Raw genomic sequence first — 15,661 nt, 5'->3', positions numbered from 1 at the left:
GAACAACCTTGCGCCCTCCCACACCCCCGCACGCCCCCCTGTTCGACACCCTGTGCACACATCCGCGCACCCAGCGTAACCGCACGGGCCGTCGTCCGTTGCCCCGGGCATGGCCGGTCTGCGCTCCGCCGCCCTCCCGTCGCCCCGCCGGCCGGCCGTGCCCGCCCGCGGGGAGAGCGAGGGCCGTCACGGCGACCGGACGCGGCTCTGGTACGAGAACGTACTGGGATGGCCCACGGTGCCCGGCGTCCCGCCGCGGCTGGTGGTGGGCGTGCGCTTCGACGTCCTGGACGTGCCCGCGGAGGCGGGCCGTGCGGCGCTGGAGCGGCTGGGCGGGGTCGCGAGGGGCTTCCCGGTCGCCCTCCAGGAGGGCCGGATGCGGCTCCTGGTGGCCGCGGGCGGCGCGGACGAGCTGCCGGGGCTGCTGGAGTGGCTGGAGTGGGGCGGGCTGGGTCTCGACCTGCGGGCGCTCGGCGAAGGGGACCTCATCGACGCCCCCGACGCCCCCGCCCCGTGGACCGCCGGGACCGGGCCGGACGCGCCGCGCGGGCGCCCGGCCGCCGGGCGTCCCGGCGACGGGGGCCCGGGCAGTTCGCAGGGGGCCGCCGTGTGGCTGCGGCCCCCCGAGCCGGGTCGCGAGGCGGAGACCTCGCTGCCGACGCTGTCGGCGATGGGCACGAGGGGCTCCCGAGGGGTCGGTGACGGCCCCCCGGACCTCGTACGGCTGGTGAACACCGTGGCGACGCAGCTCCTCCGCGTGCGCCTGCGGCGCGCCGGTGCGGGCGCCGCCGCGCGGGGCACGGATCAGCCGTTGGCCTTCTCGTAGGCCTCGCGGATGGACGCGGGGACGCGGCCGCGGTCGTTGACCTCGTAACCGTTCTCCTTCGCCCAGGCGCGGATGGCCGCGGTGTCCTGGCTGCCGCCGGAGGAGGAACGCGCCTTTCCACGCCCGCCCGAAGCACGGCCCCCGGTGCGGCGACCGCCCTTCACGTAAGGCTCGAGAAGGCCGCGGAGCTTCTCCGCGTTGGCGGTGGTGAGATCGATCTCGTAGGTCTTGCCGTCCAACGCGAACGTCACGGTCTCGTCCGCCTCGCCGCCGTCGAGGTCGTCGACAAGAAGGACCTGAACCTTCTGTGCCACCGGATTTCCTTTCATCGATAACTTGAGGGCCGGGGTGAGCCGGCGTCCGCCGTATCGCCGCCCCTTGTTATATGCAGTACTGCAGTACCTCGGAAAGCAAACCGCTTTTGCCGTAAAAACACAAACCCCCGGCAGAGGACAGGGGCCCGCGCACACCCCGGAAACGTGCGCGTTTCGGACATAGGGCACCCGCATAGAGGGTCTGGCACAGACCGCGGACCACAGATCACAGATGCAGAAGCATCCGGCTGTTGCCCAAGGTGTTCGGTTTCACGCGTTCGAGGCCGAGGAACTCCGCGACACCCTCGTCATAGGAGCGCAGCAACTCCGCGTACACATCGCGGTCCACGGGCGTCTCACCGATCTCCACGAAGCCGTGCTTGGCGAAGAAGTCCACTTCGAAGGTCAGACAGAAAACGCGTCGAACACCGAGCCAGCGGGCCGTCCGCAGCAACTTCTCCAGCAGGCGGTGGCCCACGCCGGCGCCCTTCAGGCCCGGCTTCACGGCGAGAGTGCGGACTTCCGCGAGGTCTTCCCACATCACGTGCAGGGCGCCACAGCCGACGACCTCCGCGTTGTCGTCCCGTTCCGCCACCCAGAACTCCTGGATGTCCTCGTAAAGCGTCACCGTGGCTTTGTCGAGCAGGATGCCCTCGCGGACGTAGACGTCGAGGAGGCGGCGTACGGCCGGCACATCGCCGGTGCGGGCCCGCCGCACGGTGAGGGCATTTGCGGTGACTTCGGGGCTGTCTGCTGACATGGACGGACGCTATCGCCCGCCGGGCTCGTCGGGAGAGGCGGGGTTCTCGTCGGGAGAGCGGGCGATGTCGTCGGGGGTTTGCGGGAGCTGGACGATCCGCATGGCGTCCTGGAGAGCTCGCTGCTGTTCCTCGCTCATCATGCCGAAGAACGCGACGAGAGCCGCGGCGGCGTTGTCGCTCTGCGACCACGCCTCGTTCATGAGGGCGGCGGCGTAGGCGGCGCGAGTGGAGACGGCCTCATATCGATAGGCGCGGCCTTCGGACTCCCGCCGCACCCAGCCCTTCTGATGGAGATTGTCCAAAACGGTCATCACCGTGGTGTACGCGATGGACCGCTCCTTCTGGAGATCTTCCAGGACTTCCCGAACGGTCACCGGGCGGTTCCACTTCCAGACCCGCGTCATGACCGCGTCTTCGAGTTCTCCCAGGGGGCGAGGCACACCTCAGAACAATAGTGGGAGATCCCGACGATGGCGTGCCGGACGTGCGCGACCACCGGCGAACCAGGACAAAAGGGGCGTACGACGACCTGTCGTACGCCCCTGTGGCGCGTGCCGGGTGAGGGTCAGGCGTCGGCCTTGCCGGCCTGGCCGTCCGCCCGGGCGAGGGCCGCGTCGACGGCGGCGTCCTCCTTGTTCTTGTTGGCGCCGCCCTGCGTCTTCACGATGACGCGGATCACTCCGACGAAGAAGACGGCCATGACGGCCGGGGGCAGGAGCGCGGAGACGTAGTCCATGCGTCCAGGGTAGCCAGCGGGACGGGTCAGCCGGCGGCCAGGTGCCGGCCCGACGGCGGCGTGGCGGGTTTGCGCCGGGGGAAGACCTCGCCGGGCGTGGGCACGGGCCGCCGGGTCGGGCGGGGCGTCCCCGGGGCGGGCGTGGGGCTCGGGTTCGGCGCCGGGTGGGGCGTCGAGGGCCGCTCCTCCGGCTTCTTCTCCTGCCCCCGCCCCCCGGAGGCCAGCCCCCCGGGCAGGGCGGTCAGGCGGACGCGCGCGCAGTGCCGCAGCAGGGCGGCGGCGGTGGGGTTGCCGCGCAGGGCGCGCAGGGCGGCCAGATCGTCGAGCTGAGGCCGGTACCCGGCGCCCAGCGCCTCCTCCAGGAGCGCGAGGTAGCCGGCGGCGGTGCCGGGGAGGGCCGCGCGGTAGCGGCCGAGGTCGGCCACGAGGAAGGCGCGCAGCCGGGCACTCTCGCGCGTCACCTCGTCGAGGGACGCGGCGAGGCGCAGGCAGTCCTGGACGTCGTCGGCCGTGGTCGGGCTGGGGTGCAGGGCGAGGGCGAGAGCACGGCGGAGCACACGCAGCTCCTCCGCGCCGAACGCCAGGCCGCCGCGGGATCCGTGGGGCGTGGGCATGGGGCGACGATACGCGCTCATCAGACAAATCCATCCGAAGATCGCATGTGCGGCGCGACCACCACCCGGGTGGCCCGCCCGGCCGGGGCGCGGGCAGGGCGGGCCACCCGGCCGGGGCGGTGGCGGGGCGGCCCGCCCGCGCCGGCCCCCGGACCGCCCGCGCGTGACCGCCACGCGGACGACCGGACAGGCCACCACGCGGAAACCGCGGGGCCGAGCGGGACCACCCCGCGGGACGCCCCGGACAGACCACCGCGCGGAACCGCTGGGCAGGACGGCCGGGCGGAGCCGCCACACGGACCGGCCGAAGGAGACGGCCCACCGGGGACAGCCACGCGGGACCCCGGGGAACCACCGGGGGCCGAGCGCGGCCGCCGGACGAGGGCGGGACGACCGGACGGGACCGGCGGGCGGCGGCCGGGCGGGACTTCACGGGGCGCGCCCGGGCGGTCGAGCCGGGGCGCGTGCCGCGAACGGCGTGCGCTACATGCGGGAGACGTTCCGTTCGTAGACCAGGCGGAGGCCGATCAGGGTCAGCCACGGCTCGTGTTCGTCGATCACCGTGGCCTCCCCCAGCACCATCGGCGCGAGCCCGCCCGTGGCGATGACGGTGACGTCGTCCGGGTCGTCCGACAGCTCCCGCGCCATGCGGTGGACGACGCCGTCCACCTGGCCGGCGAAGCCGTAGACGATGCCCGACTGCATCGCCGCGACCGTGTTCTTGCCGATGACCGTGCGGGGCCGGGCCACCTCGATCTTGCGGAGCTGGGCGGCCTTGACGCCGAGCGCCTCCACCGAGATCTCGATGCCGGGAGCGATGACCCCGCCGACGTACTCGCCGCGCGCGGAGACCGCGTCGAAGGTCGTCGCCGTGCCGAAGTCGACGACGATCGCCGGGCCCCCGTACAGCTCGTTGGCGGCGACCGCGTTGATGATGCGGTCGGCGCCGACCTCCTTGGGGTTGTCGAACTGGATCGGCACGCCCGTCTTCACGCCCGGCTCCACCAGCACCGCGGGCACGTCGCCGTAGTAGCGGCGGGTGACCTCGCGCAGTTCGTGCAGCACGGACGGGACGGTCGCGCAGATGGCGATGCCGTCGACGCCGTCGCCCAGTTCGTCGCCGAGCAGGGGGTGCATGCCCATCAGGCCCTGGAGGAGCACCGCCAGCTCGTCCGCGGTGCGGCGCGCGTCCGTGGAGATGCGCCAGTGCTCGACGATCTCGTCGCCGTCGAACAGGCCGAGCACGGTGTGCGTGTTGCCCACGTCGATGGTCAGCAGCATGGCCGGTCCTACTCCGCAGCGCGCAGGTCGAGGCCGATGTCGAGAATCGGCGAGGAGTGGGTGAGGGCGCCCACGGCGAGGTAGTCGACGCCCGTGTCGGCGTACTCCTTGGCATGGGCGAGGGTGAGGCGGCCGGAGGCCTCCAGCGCCGCGCGGCCGTCGACGAGGGCCACGGCCTCCTCGCACTCGCCGGGGGTGAAGTTGTCCAGCAGGATCAGGTCGGCGCCCGCGTCCAGGACCTCGCGGAGCTGGTGCAGGGTGTCGACCTCGACCTCGATCGGGACGTCCGGGAACTGCTCACGGACCGCCGTGAAGGCCTGCGCGACGCCTCCGGCGGCCACCACGTGGTTGTCCTTGACCAGCGCCGCGTCCGACAGGGACATGCGGTGGTTGACGCCGCCGCCGCAGCGCACGGCGAACTTCTCCAGGCCGCGCAGCCCCGGCGTGGTCTTGCGGGTGTCGCGCACCTTCGCCCCGGTGCCCTCCAGGGCGTCCGCCCACGCGCGCGTGGCCGTCGCGATGCCGGACAGGCGGCACAGCAGGTTCAGGGCGCTGCGCTCGGCGGTGAGGATGTCGCGGGTGCGGGTGGTGACCGACAGCAGCACCTGTCCGGCCGCCACGCGGTCGCCGTCCTCCACGTGCCGCTCGACCTCGAACTCCTCGGTGCAGACGATCGACATGACCGCCTCGGCGACCCGGAGGCCGGCCACCGTGCCCGCCTCCCGCGCGGTGAAGTCGGCGGTGGCGACGGCGTCCTCCGGGATGGTCGCGACCGTGGTCACGTCCACGCCGTGCGCCAGGTCCTCCTGGAGGGCGACGTTGGCGATGTCCTCGACCTCGACGGGGTCGAGCCCCGCGTCGGCCAGGAGCTGGGCGAGCGCGGGGTCGAGCCCGCACTCCAGGTAGGCGTCCTCCTCGTCGGCGCCGCAGGCGCAGCCGTCGCCGCAGCCGCCGGAGGGGACGAGGGGAAGGTCGGGGGTGGTCACTGCTGTCACTGCTCCTGGGCCTCGGGGAGGGTCGGGGGGAAGTCTGTGGTGTCGGTGGTGCGCACCGCCAGCGATCGGTCGGGATTCAGCCGTACGACGATGTGGCGGCGCCACGCCGTGTCGTCGCGCTCGGGACGGTCCTCGCGCCAGTGGCAGCCGCGGGTCTCCTCGCGCCGCCGGGCGGCGGCCACCAGGACGCGGGCGACGCACAGCAGGTTGGTGGCCTCCCAGGTGTCGACGCCCGGCTCGGCGGTCTTGCCGTTCTCGTCGAGGGCGTCGCGCGCGTCGGCGTGCAGCCGGTGCAGGCGGTCGGCGGCCTCGGCCAGGGACGCCTCGGAGCGCAGGACGCCCGCGCCGCGGGTCATGGTCCGCTGGATGGCGAGGCGGGCCTCCGGCGGGAGCAGCGGGTGTGCGGGGCGCTCCGCCGCGGGCAGCGGCTGCGCCGCGCGCGCGTGGAGACCGGCGCGGGCGATGTCGGCGGCGATGCGCTCGGCGTAGACCAGGCCCTCGAGGAGCGAGTTGGACGCGAGCCGGTTGGCGCCGTGCACACCGGTGCAGGCGACCTCACCGCACGCGTACAGGCCGGGCACGGTGGTGCGGCCGTGGGAGTCGGTGCGGACGCCGCCGGAGGCGTAGTGGGCGGCCGGGGCGACGGGCACGAGCCCGGTGACCGGGTCGATGCCGTGGGCGCGGCAGGCGGCCAGGATGGTCGGGAAGCGGCGCTCCCACATCTCGGCGCCGAAGTGGCGGGCGTCGAGGTACATGTGCTCGGCGTCCTGCTCCCGCATGCGGCGCATGATGCCCTTGGCGACGATGTCCCGGGGCGCCAGCTCGGCCAGTTCGTGCTGCCCGAGCATGAAGCGCACGCCGTCGCCGTCCACCAGGTGGGCGCCCTCGCCGCGCACCGCCTCGGAGACCAGCGGCTGCTGGCCCTCCGCGTCCGGGCCGAGGAACAGCACCGTGGGGTGGAACTGGACGAACTCCAGGTCGCTCACCTCGGCGCCCGCCCGCAGCGCGAGGGCGACGCCGTCGCCGGTGGAGACGGCCGGGTTGGTGGTCGCGGAGAACACCTGGCCCATGCCGCCGGTGGCGAGCACCACGGCGGGCGCGTGCACCGCGCCGACGCCGTCGTGCTGGCCCTCCCCCATGACGTGCAGGGTGACGCCGGCGGTGCGGCCCTCGGCGTCGGTGAGCAGGTCCAGCACGAGCGCGTTCTCGATCGTGCGCATGCCCGCCCGTCGTCCGCCACCGCCCTTGACCGAGAGCGCTTCGCGCTCGCCCCTCCCACTCGCGCGGACCGCCTCGACCAGGGCGCGGGAGATCTCCGCGCCGGTGGCGTCGCCGCCCGCGTGGGCGATGCGGCGGCGGTGGTGGCCGCCCTCGCGGGTGAGTTCCAGGCCGCCGCCGGTGGACTCGTCGAACCGCGCGCCGGTCGCGATGAGCCGCCGTACGGCGTCGGGGCCCTCGGTGACCAGGATGCGCACCGCCTCCTCGTCGCACAGTCCGGCGCCGGCGACCAGGGTGTCGTCCAGGTGCTGCTCGGGGGTGTCGCCCTCGCCGAGGGCCGCGGCGATGCCGCCCTGCGCCCAGCGGGTCGAGCCGTCGTCGAGGCGCGCCTTGGTGACGACCACGGTCCTCAGTCCCGCGGCCTCGCAGCGGAGGGCGGCGGTGAGACCGGCGACGCCGGAGCCGACGACCACCACGTCCGCGTCGATGGACCAGCCGGGGGCGGGCGCGTGCAGTCTTATGCCTGTGCTGGTCACGAGGCGTCTCCGAACGTTCCGAACGTCAGGGGGATGTTGTCGATCAGCCGGGTGGCGCCCACGCGCGCGGCGACCGCGAGGACGGCCTCGCCGGTGAAGTCGTCGCCGATCTCGGTGAAGTCCGACGGGTCCACCAGGGCCAGGTAGTCGGGCCGGAGCGGCGGGTCGAGGCGGGCGGCCTCGTCCAGCACCAGGCGGGCGGCGGCGCGGACCGCTCCGGGACCGCCGGCGGTGGTGGCGACGGCGTGCGCGTCGGCCGCGGCGCGGGACTCGCCGATCGCGCTGAGCGCCTCGGCACGCGCGTGGGAGGCGGGCACCTCGCGGGCGCGGGCGCGCAGCGCCTCCTGCGCGGCGTGCCGGTCGCGGCCCGCGAACAGGGCCTGCGACAGGGCGAGCGCGGTGCGCCGCTCGGCGGGCGACAGGTAGCGGTTGCGGCTGGACAGGGCGAGCCCGTCCTCCTCGCGGACGGTGGGCACGCCGACGATCTCCACCCCGAAGTTCAGGTCGCGCACCATGCGCCGGATCAGGGCGAGCTGCTGGGCGTCCTTCTGCCCGTAGAGGGCGACGTCGGGCCGGGTGAGGTGCAGCAGCTTCGCCACGACGGTGAGCACGCCGTCGAAGTGGCCGGGGCGGGCGGCGCCCTCCAGCCGCTCGCCCATCGGTCCGGCGCTGATCCGGACCTGGGGTTCGCCGCCCGGGTAGACCTCGTCCACGGACGGGGCGAACACGGCGTCCGCGCCGGACCGCCCGGCCAGCTCGACGTCGGCGTCCAGGGTGCGCGGGTAGCGGTCCAGGTCCTCGCCCGCGCCGAACTGCAGCGGGTTGACGAAGACGGTGACGACGACCTCGCCCTCGGGCCCGGCGATCGTCCGGGCGGTGCGGATCAGCGTGGCGTGGCCCTCGTGCAGCGCGCCCATGGTCATCACCACGGCACGGCGGCCGGTACGCGCGCGGGCGTGCAGGTCTGCGGCGGTGCGCAGCAGGGTGGCGGTCATCGGGCGGCTCCGTTCCGGGACGCGCGCGTGGGCGTACGGGTGGGGTGGGCGTGGGGGGCGGGGGCGGCGCCGCTCATGGGGTGTCGCCCGGGGTGCTTCCGGTGCCGCCGGTCCCGTCGCCCGGGTCGGCGAGCACTCCGAGGAGGGGTTCGGCGAGCTCCGGCTTCAGCAGTCCGTGGGCGAGGGCGCGGTCGGCGGTGGCGCGGGCCATGGCCAGGTACCCGGCGACGGTCCCGGGGGCGTGCTCGCGCAACTCGGCGACGTGCGCGGCGACCGTGCCGGCGTCGCCGCGGGCGACCGGTCCGGTGAGGGCGGCGTCGCCGGAGCGCAGGGCGTTGTCCAGGGCGGCGCCGAGCAGCGGGCCGAGCATCCGGTCGGGGGCGCCGACGCCCGCGGTGCGCAGCAGCTCCAGGGACTGGGCGACCAGGGTGACCAGGTGGTTGGCGCCTAGGGCGAGGGCGGCGTGGTAGAGCGGGCGCTTCTCCTCGGCGATCCATTCGGGCTCGCCGCCCATCTCGATGACCAGGGCCTCGGCGGCCAGCCGCAGCTCCTCGGGCGCGGTGACGCCGAAGGAGCAGCCGGCGAGCCGCTGCACGTCCACGGGGGTGCCGGTGAACGTCATCGCCGGGTGCAGGGCCAGCGGCAGCGCGCCCGCGCGCAGGGCGGGGTCGAGAACCCGCGCGCCGTAGCGGCCGGAGGTGTGCACGAGGAGCTGCCCGGGGCGCACGGCGCCGGTGTCGGCGAGTCCCGCGACCAGCTCGGGCAGGGCGTCGTCGGGGACGGTCAGCAGCACCAGCTCGGACCGCTGGAGCACCTCGGCGGGCGGCACCACCGGCACGTCCGGCAGCATCTGCTCGGCCCGCCTGCGGGACGCGTCGGAGACGGCGGAGACGGCCGCCGGGCGGTGCCCGGCCAGCTGGAGGGACGCGGCCAGGGCGGGGCCCACGCGTCCGGCGCCTACGACGCCGACGGTGAGCCGCGCGGGGCGGTCCCGGGGATCGGGCTGTGGGGTTGTGTTCACGCGACGGCGGCCTTCCCGTTCCAGTCCGCTCGGGGTACCGGACGATTTCTCGTCATGTTAACGCGATCGGTTCCGGCGGCCACCGGTTGTCCACAGGCTGTGGGTTCCCGTGACCGCGCCCGCCCTCACGTGCGTGCCGAACTCGGGTGACCGCGCGCGGGGGGCGCGGGATGATCACGGGCATGACTGACACCGCGGACCACGACGGCACGGAACCTGAAACGGAGGAGGCCGCCGCGCCCACACCGCGTGAACGACGCATCGCGGCCTGGCGCAACGCCCCGCGCGTCCTGGCGCGCCTCGGCTTCCTCGCCCCGCTGCGGGAGCGCCTGGCGCTGCTGGAGGCGGCGGGCGACGCCCACGACCTCGACGAGACCGCCGACACCTACGGCAACGGCGTCGTGGAGGCCCTGGAGCGGCGCGTGGCCGGACTGCTCGGCACGGAGGCCGCCGCCTTCTTCCCGACCGGCACGATGGCGCAGCAGGTGGCCCTGCGCTGCTGGGCGGGGCGTACCGGCGACCCGGCGGTGGCGCTGCACCCGCTGAGCCACCCGGAGGTGCACGAGCGGAACGCGTTCAGCCAGGTCAGCGGGTTGCGTCCGGTGCGGTTCGCGAACGAGCCGCGACTGCCCACCGCGGAGGAGGTCCGCGCCCTGGAGGAGCCCTTCGGCGCGCTGATGCTCGAGCTGCCGCTCCGCGACGCCGGGTTCGTGCTGCCGACCTGGGAGGAGCTGACCGAGGTGGCGGAGGCCGCGCGGGAGCGCGACGCGGTCGTCCACTTCGACGGGGCGCGGCTGTGGGAGTGCACGGAGCACTTCGGCAGGCCTCTGGAGGAGATCGCGGGCCTCGCGGACAGCGTCTACGTGTCCTTCTACAAGTCCCTCGACGCCTTCGGCGGCGCGGCCCTCGCCGGGCCCGCCTCGCTGGTCGAGGAGACGAAGACCTGGCGGCACCGGTACGGGGGCGCGGTGTTCCAGCAGTTCCCGACCGCGCTGTCCGCGCTGATCGGGCTGGACCGTGAGCTGCCCCGGCTGCCGGAGTACGTCCGCCACGCGCGCGTGGTGGCCGCCGCGCTGCGCGAGGGGCTGGAAGCAGGGGGGCTGCCCTGGTTCCGCGTGCATCCCGAGGCGCCGCACACCCACGACTTCCAGGTCTGGCTGCCGTACGAGACGGAGTTCGCGGCGGAGGCGGCGGTCCGGGCCGGTGAGGAGACCGGCACCATGCTGTTCGCGAACCACTGGGACCCCAAGGGACCCGGCCTGACCGCCACCGAGGTCTACGTGCGCGCCGCCGCCCTGGAGTGGACGGCCGACGACGTCCGCGCGGCGGCGGCCGACTTCGCCCGCCGCCTGACCGACGGCTCCTAGCGCCCCGGTCCTCGATCGACGGCACCCGTCGATCGAGGACCGGGTGTCGGTGGCCGGGTGCACCATGTGGGCATGGGCGTGCACATCGACATCACCGGGCTGCGGCCGGAGCGGATCGCCGTCGTGATCTCCCCGCTGGCCGAGCTGGGCATGGCGCTGCACGCGCTGTCCGAGCCGGCCCACCACCCCGGTCTCCAGGCGTGGGTGACGGGGGTGACCGCGCGGCTCGACCCGCATCTCGCGGACCGGATGTGCGAGGCGGACTTCCTGTGGCGGACGACGTTCTCCGACCTGTTCCTGGCCTGCGCCGGGGTGCCGGGCCGCACGGCGCTCCCCGGCGACTCGCTCGCCGGGGAGCTCGGCCTGCTGGACAAGCTGTCGGACGAGCAGTTCGTGGCCGCCGCCCTGGAGTTCACCTGCGCGCTCCCCTACGACGCGCCGGGACGCGGACCGCTCACCGACGAGGGGCTGCGCCGCCGTTCGCTGGAGCTGGCCGCCGCGCGGGGACCGCGGCAGCTGCTGTTCGCCGAACGGCTGCTGGCCGACCCGCCCCGGACCAGGGCGTGGCTGCGGCAGTTCCTCCAGGACTGTGACGAGGCGTTCTTCGCCGAGGCGTGGTCCCGGCTGCGGCACCAGCTCGCCGCGGACGCCCGCCTCAAGACGGACCTGCTGCGGCACAAGGGCCTGGGCGAGGCGCTGACGTCGGTGTCCTCCGCCGTGACGCTGGACGAGGCGGCGGGCCGGATCACCGTCGACAAACTGGGTGACGGCCGCACCACCACCGGTGACGGCGGGCTGCTGCTGATCCCCACCAGCCTCGGCTGGCCGCACCTGATGGTGCTGCACCGGCACGGCTGGCAGCCCGTGCTGCACTATCCGGTCGGCTCCCCGGAGCCGGCCGCCCCGCCGACGGTCGAGCAGCTCGCCCTGCGGATGACCGCGCTGTCCCACCCGGTGCGGATGCGCATGTGCCGCCACCTGGCCCGCAGCGCCTACACCACCGGCGAGCTGGCGCAGGTGCACGGCATGACCGCGCCGGAGATATCCCGGCACCTGGGCGTGCTGAAGAAGGCGGGCCTCGTCACCACCCGCCGCCGCGGCCGCTACGTCCTGCACCAGCTCGACGTGACGGTGGTGGCCCGCCTCGGCAGCGACTTCCTGGAGGGCATCCTGCGCTGAGCGCGCGAAAGCCCCGCCGTTCAGTCGAGACGGATGTGGCGCAGTCCCACGCCCGCCTGGCGGAGCCGGGTGCGCAGGCGGCCCTCGTGGTTCGGGCGCAGGGTGAGGCCGGCCAGGACGGCGATGCGGTCGGCCGTCTTCGGCACGGTGCTGTGGTCGGTCCACAGGTGCTCGGCGAACTCCGGTCCTGCGAGCTGCTCCAGGCAGTGATCGAGCCGCTCGACCGCCCAGCTCTCCCGCCGCAGACTTCCGGTGCGCAGCAGCTGTCCCGGGCCGCGTTCCCGCAGTCGGCGCAGCACCGTCTCCCGTTCGGCGAGCAGCGTGAAGTGCCGTACGTCGTGGCCCAGTTCGCGCAGCCGGCCCACGGTCTCGGCGAAGTGGCCGGGGTCGGTGACGGTCATCGGCGCGATCACCACGCCCTCGCGCCGGGTGAGGGTGAGGTCGAGGACCTCCACGACACCCTGCCGCCAGGCCTTCAGGTCCTGGAAGTCGCCGCGCAGTTCACGCGGCAGCATGCGGTGGAGGCCGAAACCGGGCTGCTCGGGATCGCAGACGACGCTGCCCGCCAGGCGGCGCCGTATCTCGTGTGCGGTCTGTGTCTTGCCGCCCCCGAAGGGGCCGTTGATCCACAGGAGCATGCCGCGCACCCTACCGGCGGCCGGGGCGCCGTTCAGCCGTGTCCGCCGGCCCGCACCAGACCCGTCTCGTAGGCGAGGACGACCACCTGCACCCGGTCCCGCAGCCCCAGCTTGGTGAGGATGCGGCCCACGTGCGTCTTCACGGTCGCCTCGGAGAGCACCAGGCGGGACGCGATCTCCCCGTTCGACAGACCCTGCGCGACCAGCACCATGACCTCGCGCTCGCGCTCGGTGAGCCGCTCCAGCTCCTTGTGCTCGGGCTGCTTGCCGCTGCTGGGCAGCATCGGCGCGAACCGGTCCAGGAGCCGGCGGGTGGTGGAGGGGGCCACCACGGCGTCACCGCTGTGCACGGCGCGGATCGCGCTGAGCAGTTCGCCGGGCGGCACGTCCTTGAGCATGAAGCCGGACGCGCCCGCCTTCAGCCCGGAGAAGGCGTACTCGTCGAGGTCGAAGGTGGTGAGGATGAGCACCTTCGGCGGGTCGGCGTCCGCGCAGATCCGGCGGGTGGCCTCCACACCGTCGAGCTTCGGCATGCGGACGTCCATCAGCACCACGTCGACGGCGGTGGCCCGCAGCACCTCCAGGGCCTCCACGCCGTTGCCCGCCTCCGCGACGACCTCCATGTCCGGCTGGGCGGCGAGCACCATCCGGAAACCGGTGCGCAGCAGCATCTGGTCGTCGACGAGCATCACGCGGATCGTCATCGTGGCCTCTTCCGTTCGGTCGTCCGGTGGTCAGGTCGTCGGGTCGTCACAGAGGGGCGTGACAGGTGTCAACAGGGGGCGTGCGCATGTGTCAGTGCGCTGGTTTGAGCGGCAGCAGCGCACTGATGCGGAATCCTCCGCCCGGCCGCGGTCCCGCGTCCAGCGTGCCGCCCACCATGCCGACCCGTTCCCGCATGCCGATCAGGCCGTGGCCCTGGCCGTCGAACCCGCCCTCCTCGTACAGCTCGTGCGGGGCGCCCTTGCCGTCGTCCTCCACGAGCAGGCCCAGCCCGTCGTCGAAGTACACCAGCCGCACGCTGGCGCCCGCGTCGGGACCGCCGTGCTTGCGGGTGTTGGTCAGCGCCTCCTGCACGATCCGGTAGGCGGTCAGCTCGACCCCGCGGGGCAGTTCGCGCGAGGTGCCCTCGACCTTGAAGTCCACGGGCAGCCCGGACTCCCGGCACTGCTCGACGAGGTCCTCGATCTGCTGCAGCCCCGGCTGGGGCACGTACTCCCCCGCCTCCTGGTGCTCACCGGTGCGCAGCACGCCCAGCAGGCGGCGCATCTCGGCGAGGGCCTGGCGGCCGGTGGTGGAGATGGTCTCCAGGGCCTTCCTGGCCTGGTCGGGCGCCGCGTCCAGGACGTAGGCGGCGCCGTCGGCCTGCACCACCATCACGGACACGTTGTGGGCGACCACGTCGTGCAGCTCGCGGGCTATCCGGGCGCGCTCGGCGGCGACCGCGACCTTGGCCTGCGCCTCGCGCTCCTTCTCCAGCCGGGCGGCCCGCTCCTCCAGCTGCGCGAAGTAGGCGCGGCGGGTGCGTACGGAGTCGCCGAGCACCCAGGCGAGGGCGAAGGGCACGGCGAGGATGACCGACAGGACGACGTTCTCGACCGTGCCCGCGTGCGGGCTGGGCCAGCGCGTCTGCGCGAGCGGGGCCGCGCACAGGCCCGCGGTCAGCGCGAGGCGGGACGCCCAGCGGGCGCCGGTCGCCGCGACCGTGTAGACGATCACCAGCAGGGCGAAGTCGGCGGGCAGCGTGGGCACGTCGAGGACCAGTTGCCCGAGGCCCGTCACCAGGGCGAGGACCAGCATCCGCTCCGGCATCCGGCGGCGCAGCGCCACCACCAGGGACAGCAGAAGCACGACCGGGACGACGAGGGCCGGGCTCTCGGTGCCCTGGGACTCCTCCACGGTCGCTCCGCTGACCACCGTGAGCCCGAACAGGATCACGGCCCAGAAGCCGTCGACCCACGTCGGGTGTCTGCGGAGGATGTCATAGAGGCGCTGCACGTAAGCCAGCGTAGGGAAGCGACATGCGTGCGAGGGTCAACCGAAGGGCCGATCCCCGCCCGCGCGTGTACTCCCCAAGGTGGAGGCCCGGCCGGTGCGCGCACGTAGCCTGGGCCGGTGACGACGGCGACGGCGGACGCGGGGAAGCGGTGACGGCGGGGACGGCCGGGACGGCGGAGGACGGTTTCCGCGGGTGGCGGGAGGCGGCGCAGGAGGCCCTGTACGGCCCGGACGGCTTCTACCGCCGCCCCGGCACGGGCCCGGCCGGGCACTTCCGGACCTCCGTGCACGCCTCGCCGCTGTACGCGGACGCCGTGGCGCGGCTGCTGTGCCGGGTCGACGAGGCGCTGGGCCGGCCGGCGGCGCTGGACTTCGTGGACCTGGCCGCCGGACGGGGCGAACTGGTCACCGGGGTGCTCGGCGCGCTCCCCGCGGACGTGGCGGACCGCGTGCGCCCCTGCGCGGTCGAGCTGGCCGCGCGGCCCGGCGGGCTGGACGGGCGGATCGTGTGGCGGGACGCGCCGCCGGAGGGGATCACGGGGCTGCTGTTCGCCAACGAGTGGCTGGACAACGTGCCGGTGGACGTCGCCGAGACGGACGCGTCCGGCACCCCGCGGTACGTGCTGGTGCGGGCGGACGGGACCGAGCGGCTCGGGGCGCCGGTCGCCGGGGCGGACGCCGGGTGGCTGGACCGGTGGTGGCCGCTGCCGCCCGAGCAGGGCCTGCGCGCGGAGATCGGACTCCCCCGGGACCACGCCTGGGCGGCGGCCGTCGGCGCGCTGGAGCGCGGTGTCGCCGTCGCCGTGGACTACGCGCACACGGCCGGCGCGCGCCCGCCGTTCGGGACGCTGACCGCGTTCCGGGAGGGGCGGGAGACGGCGCCGGTGCCGGACGGCTCCCGCGACCTCACGGCGCACGTCGCGCTGGACGCGTGCGCCGCCGCCCCCGCCCTGCCGGGCGCGCGCCTGCTGACGCAGCGGGACGCCCTGCGCTCCCTGGGCGTCACGGGCGGGCGTCCCCCGCTGGCCCTGGCGAGCTGCGACCCGGCCGGCTACGTCCGCGCCCTCGCCGCCGCCGGGGAGGCCGCCGAGCTGACCGCGCCGGGCGGCCTCGGCGACTTCGGCTGGCTGGTGCAGCCGGTGGGGGCCGAGGACGTCCTCGCCGGCTGACGGCCGCCGCGGC

17 protein-coding genes are annotated in these 15,661 nt (G+C 74.6%); 4 read left to right on the top strand and 13 right to left on the bottom strand.

The window, feature by feature from the left end:
• Positions 1-109 precede the first annotated feature (109 nt).
• Positions 110-826 (top strand): SCO3374 family protein, encoded by a 717-nt coding sequence (locus tag ACWH4W_RS07780; protein ID WP_473075068.1) that lies wholly within the window; start codon positions 110-112, stop codon positions 824-826.
• Here the strand turns inward: ACWH4W_RS07780 and ACWH4W_RS07775 are convergent.
• The 10 genes from ACWH4W_RS07775 to ACWH4W_RS07730 form a co-directional block, all read right to left on the bottom strand.
• A complete protein-coding gene (locus ACWH4W_RS07775) occupies positions 805-1,140 on the bottom strand; it encodes a histone-like nucleoid-structuring protein Lsr2 (protein WP_102641546.1) in 336 nt (111 codons plus the stop codon). The genes ACWH4W_RS07780 and ACWH4W_RS07775 overlap by 22 nt on opposite strands.
• Positions 1,141-1,366: 226 nt before the next feature.
• Positions 1,367-1,900, bottom strand: a complete 534-nt coding sequence (locus ACWH4W_RS07770) for an amino-acid N-acetyltransferase (RefSeq protein ID WP_473075067.1) — start codon at positions 1,898-1,900, stop codon at positions 1,367-1,369.
• A gap of 9 nt (positions 1,901-1,909) precedes the next feature.
• Complete coding sequence (locus ACWH4W_RS07765) at positions 1,910-2,275, bottom strand: BlaI/MecI/CopY family transcriptional regulator (RefSeq protein WP_473075066.1); 366 nt, start codon at positions 2,273-2,275, stop codon at positions 1,910-1,912.
• A 191-nt stretch (positions 2,276-2,466) separates the two neighbouring features.
• Complete coding sequence (locus tag ACWH4W_RS07760) at positions 2,467-2,637, bottom strand: hypothetical protein (protein WP_473075065.1); 171 nt, start codon at positions 2,635-2,637, stop codon at positions 2,467-2,469.
• Positions 2,638-2,663: 26 nt separating this feature from the next.
• A complete protein-coding gene (locus ACWH4W_RS07755; RefSeq protein ID WP_473075064.1) occupies positions 2,664-3,251 on the bottom strand; it encodes a hypothetical protein in 588 nt (195 codons plus the stop codon).
• Between the two features lie 483 nt (positions 3,252-3,734).
• Positions 3,735-4,532 (bottom strand): type III pantothenate kinase, encoded by a 798-nt coding sequence (locus ACWH4W_RS07750; protein ID WP_106413113.1) that lies wholly within the window; start codon positions 4,530-4,532, stop codon positions 3,735-3,737.
• Positions 4,533-4,540: 8 nt separating this feature from the next.
• Positions 4,541-5,518, bottom strand: coding sequence for a carboxylating nicotinate-nucleotide diphosphorylase (nadC, locus tag ACWH4W_RS07745; RefSeq protein ID WP_473075063.1), 978 nt, complete (start codon positions 5,516-5,518; stop codon positions 4,541-4,543).
• A gap of 5 nt (positions 5,519-5,523) precedes the next feature.
• Positions 5,524-7,281 (bottom strand): L-aspartate oxidase, encoded by a 1,758-nt coding sequence (locus ACWH4W_RS07740; protein WP_473075062.1) that lies wholly within the window; start codon positions 7,279-7,281, stop codon positions 5,524-5,526.
• Complete coding sequence (panC, locus tag ACWH4W_RS07735) at positions 7,278-8,276, bottom strand: pantoate--beta-alanine ligase (protein WP_473075061.1); 999 nt, start codon at positions 8,274-8,276, stop codon at positions 7,278-7,280. Before panC ends, ACWH4W_RS07740 begins: the two co-directional genes overlap by 4 nt.
• A gap of 73 nt (positions 8,277-8,349) precedes the next feature.
• Complete coding sequence (locus ACWH4W_RS07730; RefSeq protein ID WP_473075060.1) at positions 8,350-9,297, bottom strand: Rossmann-like and DUF2520 domain-containing protein; 948 nt, start codon at positions 9,295-9,297, stop codon at positions 8,350-8,352.
• Between the two features lie 170 nt (positions 9,298-9,467).
• On the opposite strand from ACWH4W_RS07730, the gene ACWH4W_RS07725 reads away from it, so the two are divergent.
• Both ACWH4W_RS07725 and ACWH4W_RS07720 read left to right on the top strand, forming a co-directional pair.
• Positions 9,468-10,664, top strand: a complete 1,197-nt coding sequence (locus ACWH4W_RS07725; protein WP_473075059.1) for a threonine aldolase family protein — start codon at positions 9,468-9,470, stop codon at positions 10,662-10,664.
• A gap of 72 nt (positions 10,665-10,736) precedes the next feature.
• Positions 10,737-11,843 carry a DUF5937 family protein gene (locus ACWH4W_RS07720; RefSeq protein WP_473075058.1) on the top strand — a complete coding sequence of 369 codons (1,107 nt, stop codon included), beginning with the start codon at positions 10,737-10,739 and terminating at the stop codon, positions 11,841-11,843.
• Between the two features lie 20 nt (positions 11,844-11,863).
• Here ACWH4W_RS07720 and ACWH4W_RS07715 read toward each other — a convergent pair whose 3' ends face one another.
• From ACWH4W_RS07715 to ACWH4W_RS07705, 3 genes are all read right to left on the bottom strand, one after another.
• On the bottom strand, positions 11,864-12,481 hold the full coding sequence (locus tag ACWH4W_RS07715; RefSeq protein WP_473075057.1) for an AAA family ATPase: 618 nt from the start codon (positions 12,479-12,481) through the stop codon (positions 11,864-11,866).
• 32 nt (positions 12,482-12,513) lie between these two features.
• Positions 12,514-13,185 carry a response regulator transcription factor gene (locus tag ACWH4W_RS07710; protein WP_473075056.1) on the bottom strand — a complete coding sequence of 224 codons (672 nt, stop codon included), beginning with the start codon at positions 13,183-13,185 and terminating at the stop codon, positions 12,514-12,516.
• Positions 13,186-13,276: 91 nt separating this feature from the next.
• Positions 13,277-14,479: a sensor histidine kinase gene (locus ACWH4W_RS07705; RefSeq protein ID WP_473075055.1), complete on the bottom strand. Its 1,203-nt coding sequence runs from the start codon at positions 14,477-14,479 to the stop codon at positions 13,277-13,279.
• 149 nt (positions 14,480-14,628) lie between these two features.
• Here ACWH4W_RS07705 and ACWH4W_RS07700 point away from each other — a divergent pair, with 149 nt between their 5' ends.
• Positions 14,629-15,648 carry an SAM-dependent methyltransferase gene (locus ACWH4W_RS07700; RefSeq protein ID WP_473075054.1) on the top strand — a complete coding sequence of 340 codons (1,020 nt, stop codon included), beginning with the start codon at positions 14,629-14,631 and terminating at the stop codon, positions 15,646-15,648.
• Positions 15,649-15,661 lie beyond the last annotated feature (13 nt).

Source organism: Streptomyces sp. DSM 120436, assembly GCF_055778765.1.
The sequence above is the reverse complement of the archived record's forward strand: the minus strand, read 5'-3'. Positions and strand labels throughout refer to the sequence as shown.

Coding starts and splice junctions, on each gene's coding strand:
- ACWH4W_RS07780 (WP_473075068.1), top strand. CDS start 110: ATGGCCGGTCTGCGCTCCGCCGCCCTCCCGTCGCCCCGCCGGCCGGCC.
- ACWH4W_RS07770 (WP_473075067.1), bottom strand. CDS start 1,900: ATGTCAGCAGACAGCCCCGAAGTCACCGCAAATGCCCTCACCGTGCGG.
- ACWH4W_RS07760 (WP_473075065.1), bottom strand. CDS start 2,637: ATGGACTACGTCTCCGCGCTCCTGCCCCCGGCCGTCATGGCCGTCTTC.
- ACWH4W_RS07755 (WP_473075064.1), bottom strand. CDS start 3,251: ATGCCCACGCCCCACGGATCCCGCGGCGGCCTGGCGTTCGGCGCGGAG.
- ACWH4W_RS07750 (WP_106413113.1), bottom strand. CDS start 4,532: ATGCTGCTGACCATCGACGTGGGCAACACGCACACCGTGCTCGGCCTG.
- panC (WP_473075061.1), bottom strand. CDS start 8,276: ATGACCGCCACCCTGCTGCGCACCGCCGCAGACCTGCACGCCCGCGCG.
- ACWH4W_RS07725 (WP_473075059.1), top strand. CDS start 9,468: ATGATCACGGGCATGACTGACACCGCGGACCACGACGGCACGGAACCT.
- ACWH4W_RS07720 (WP_473075058.1), top strand. CDS start 10,737: ATGGGCGTGCACATCGACATCACCGGGCTGCGGCCGGAGCGGATCGCC.
- ACWH4W_RS07715 (WP_473075057.1), bottom strand. CDS start 12,481: ATGCTCCTGTGGATCAACGGCCCCTTCGGGGGCGGCAAGACACAGACC.
- ACWH4W_RS07710 (WP_473075056.1), bottom strand. CDS start 13,185: ATGACGATCCGCGTGATGCTCGTCGACGACCAGATGCTGCTGCGCACC.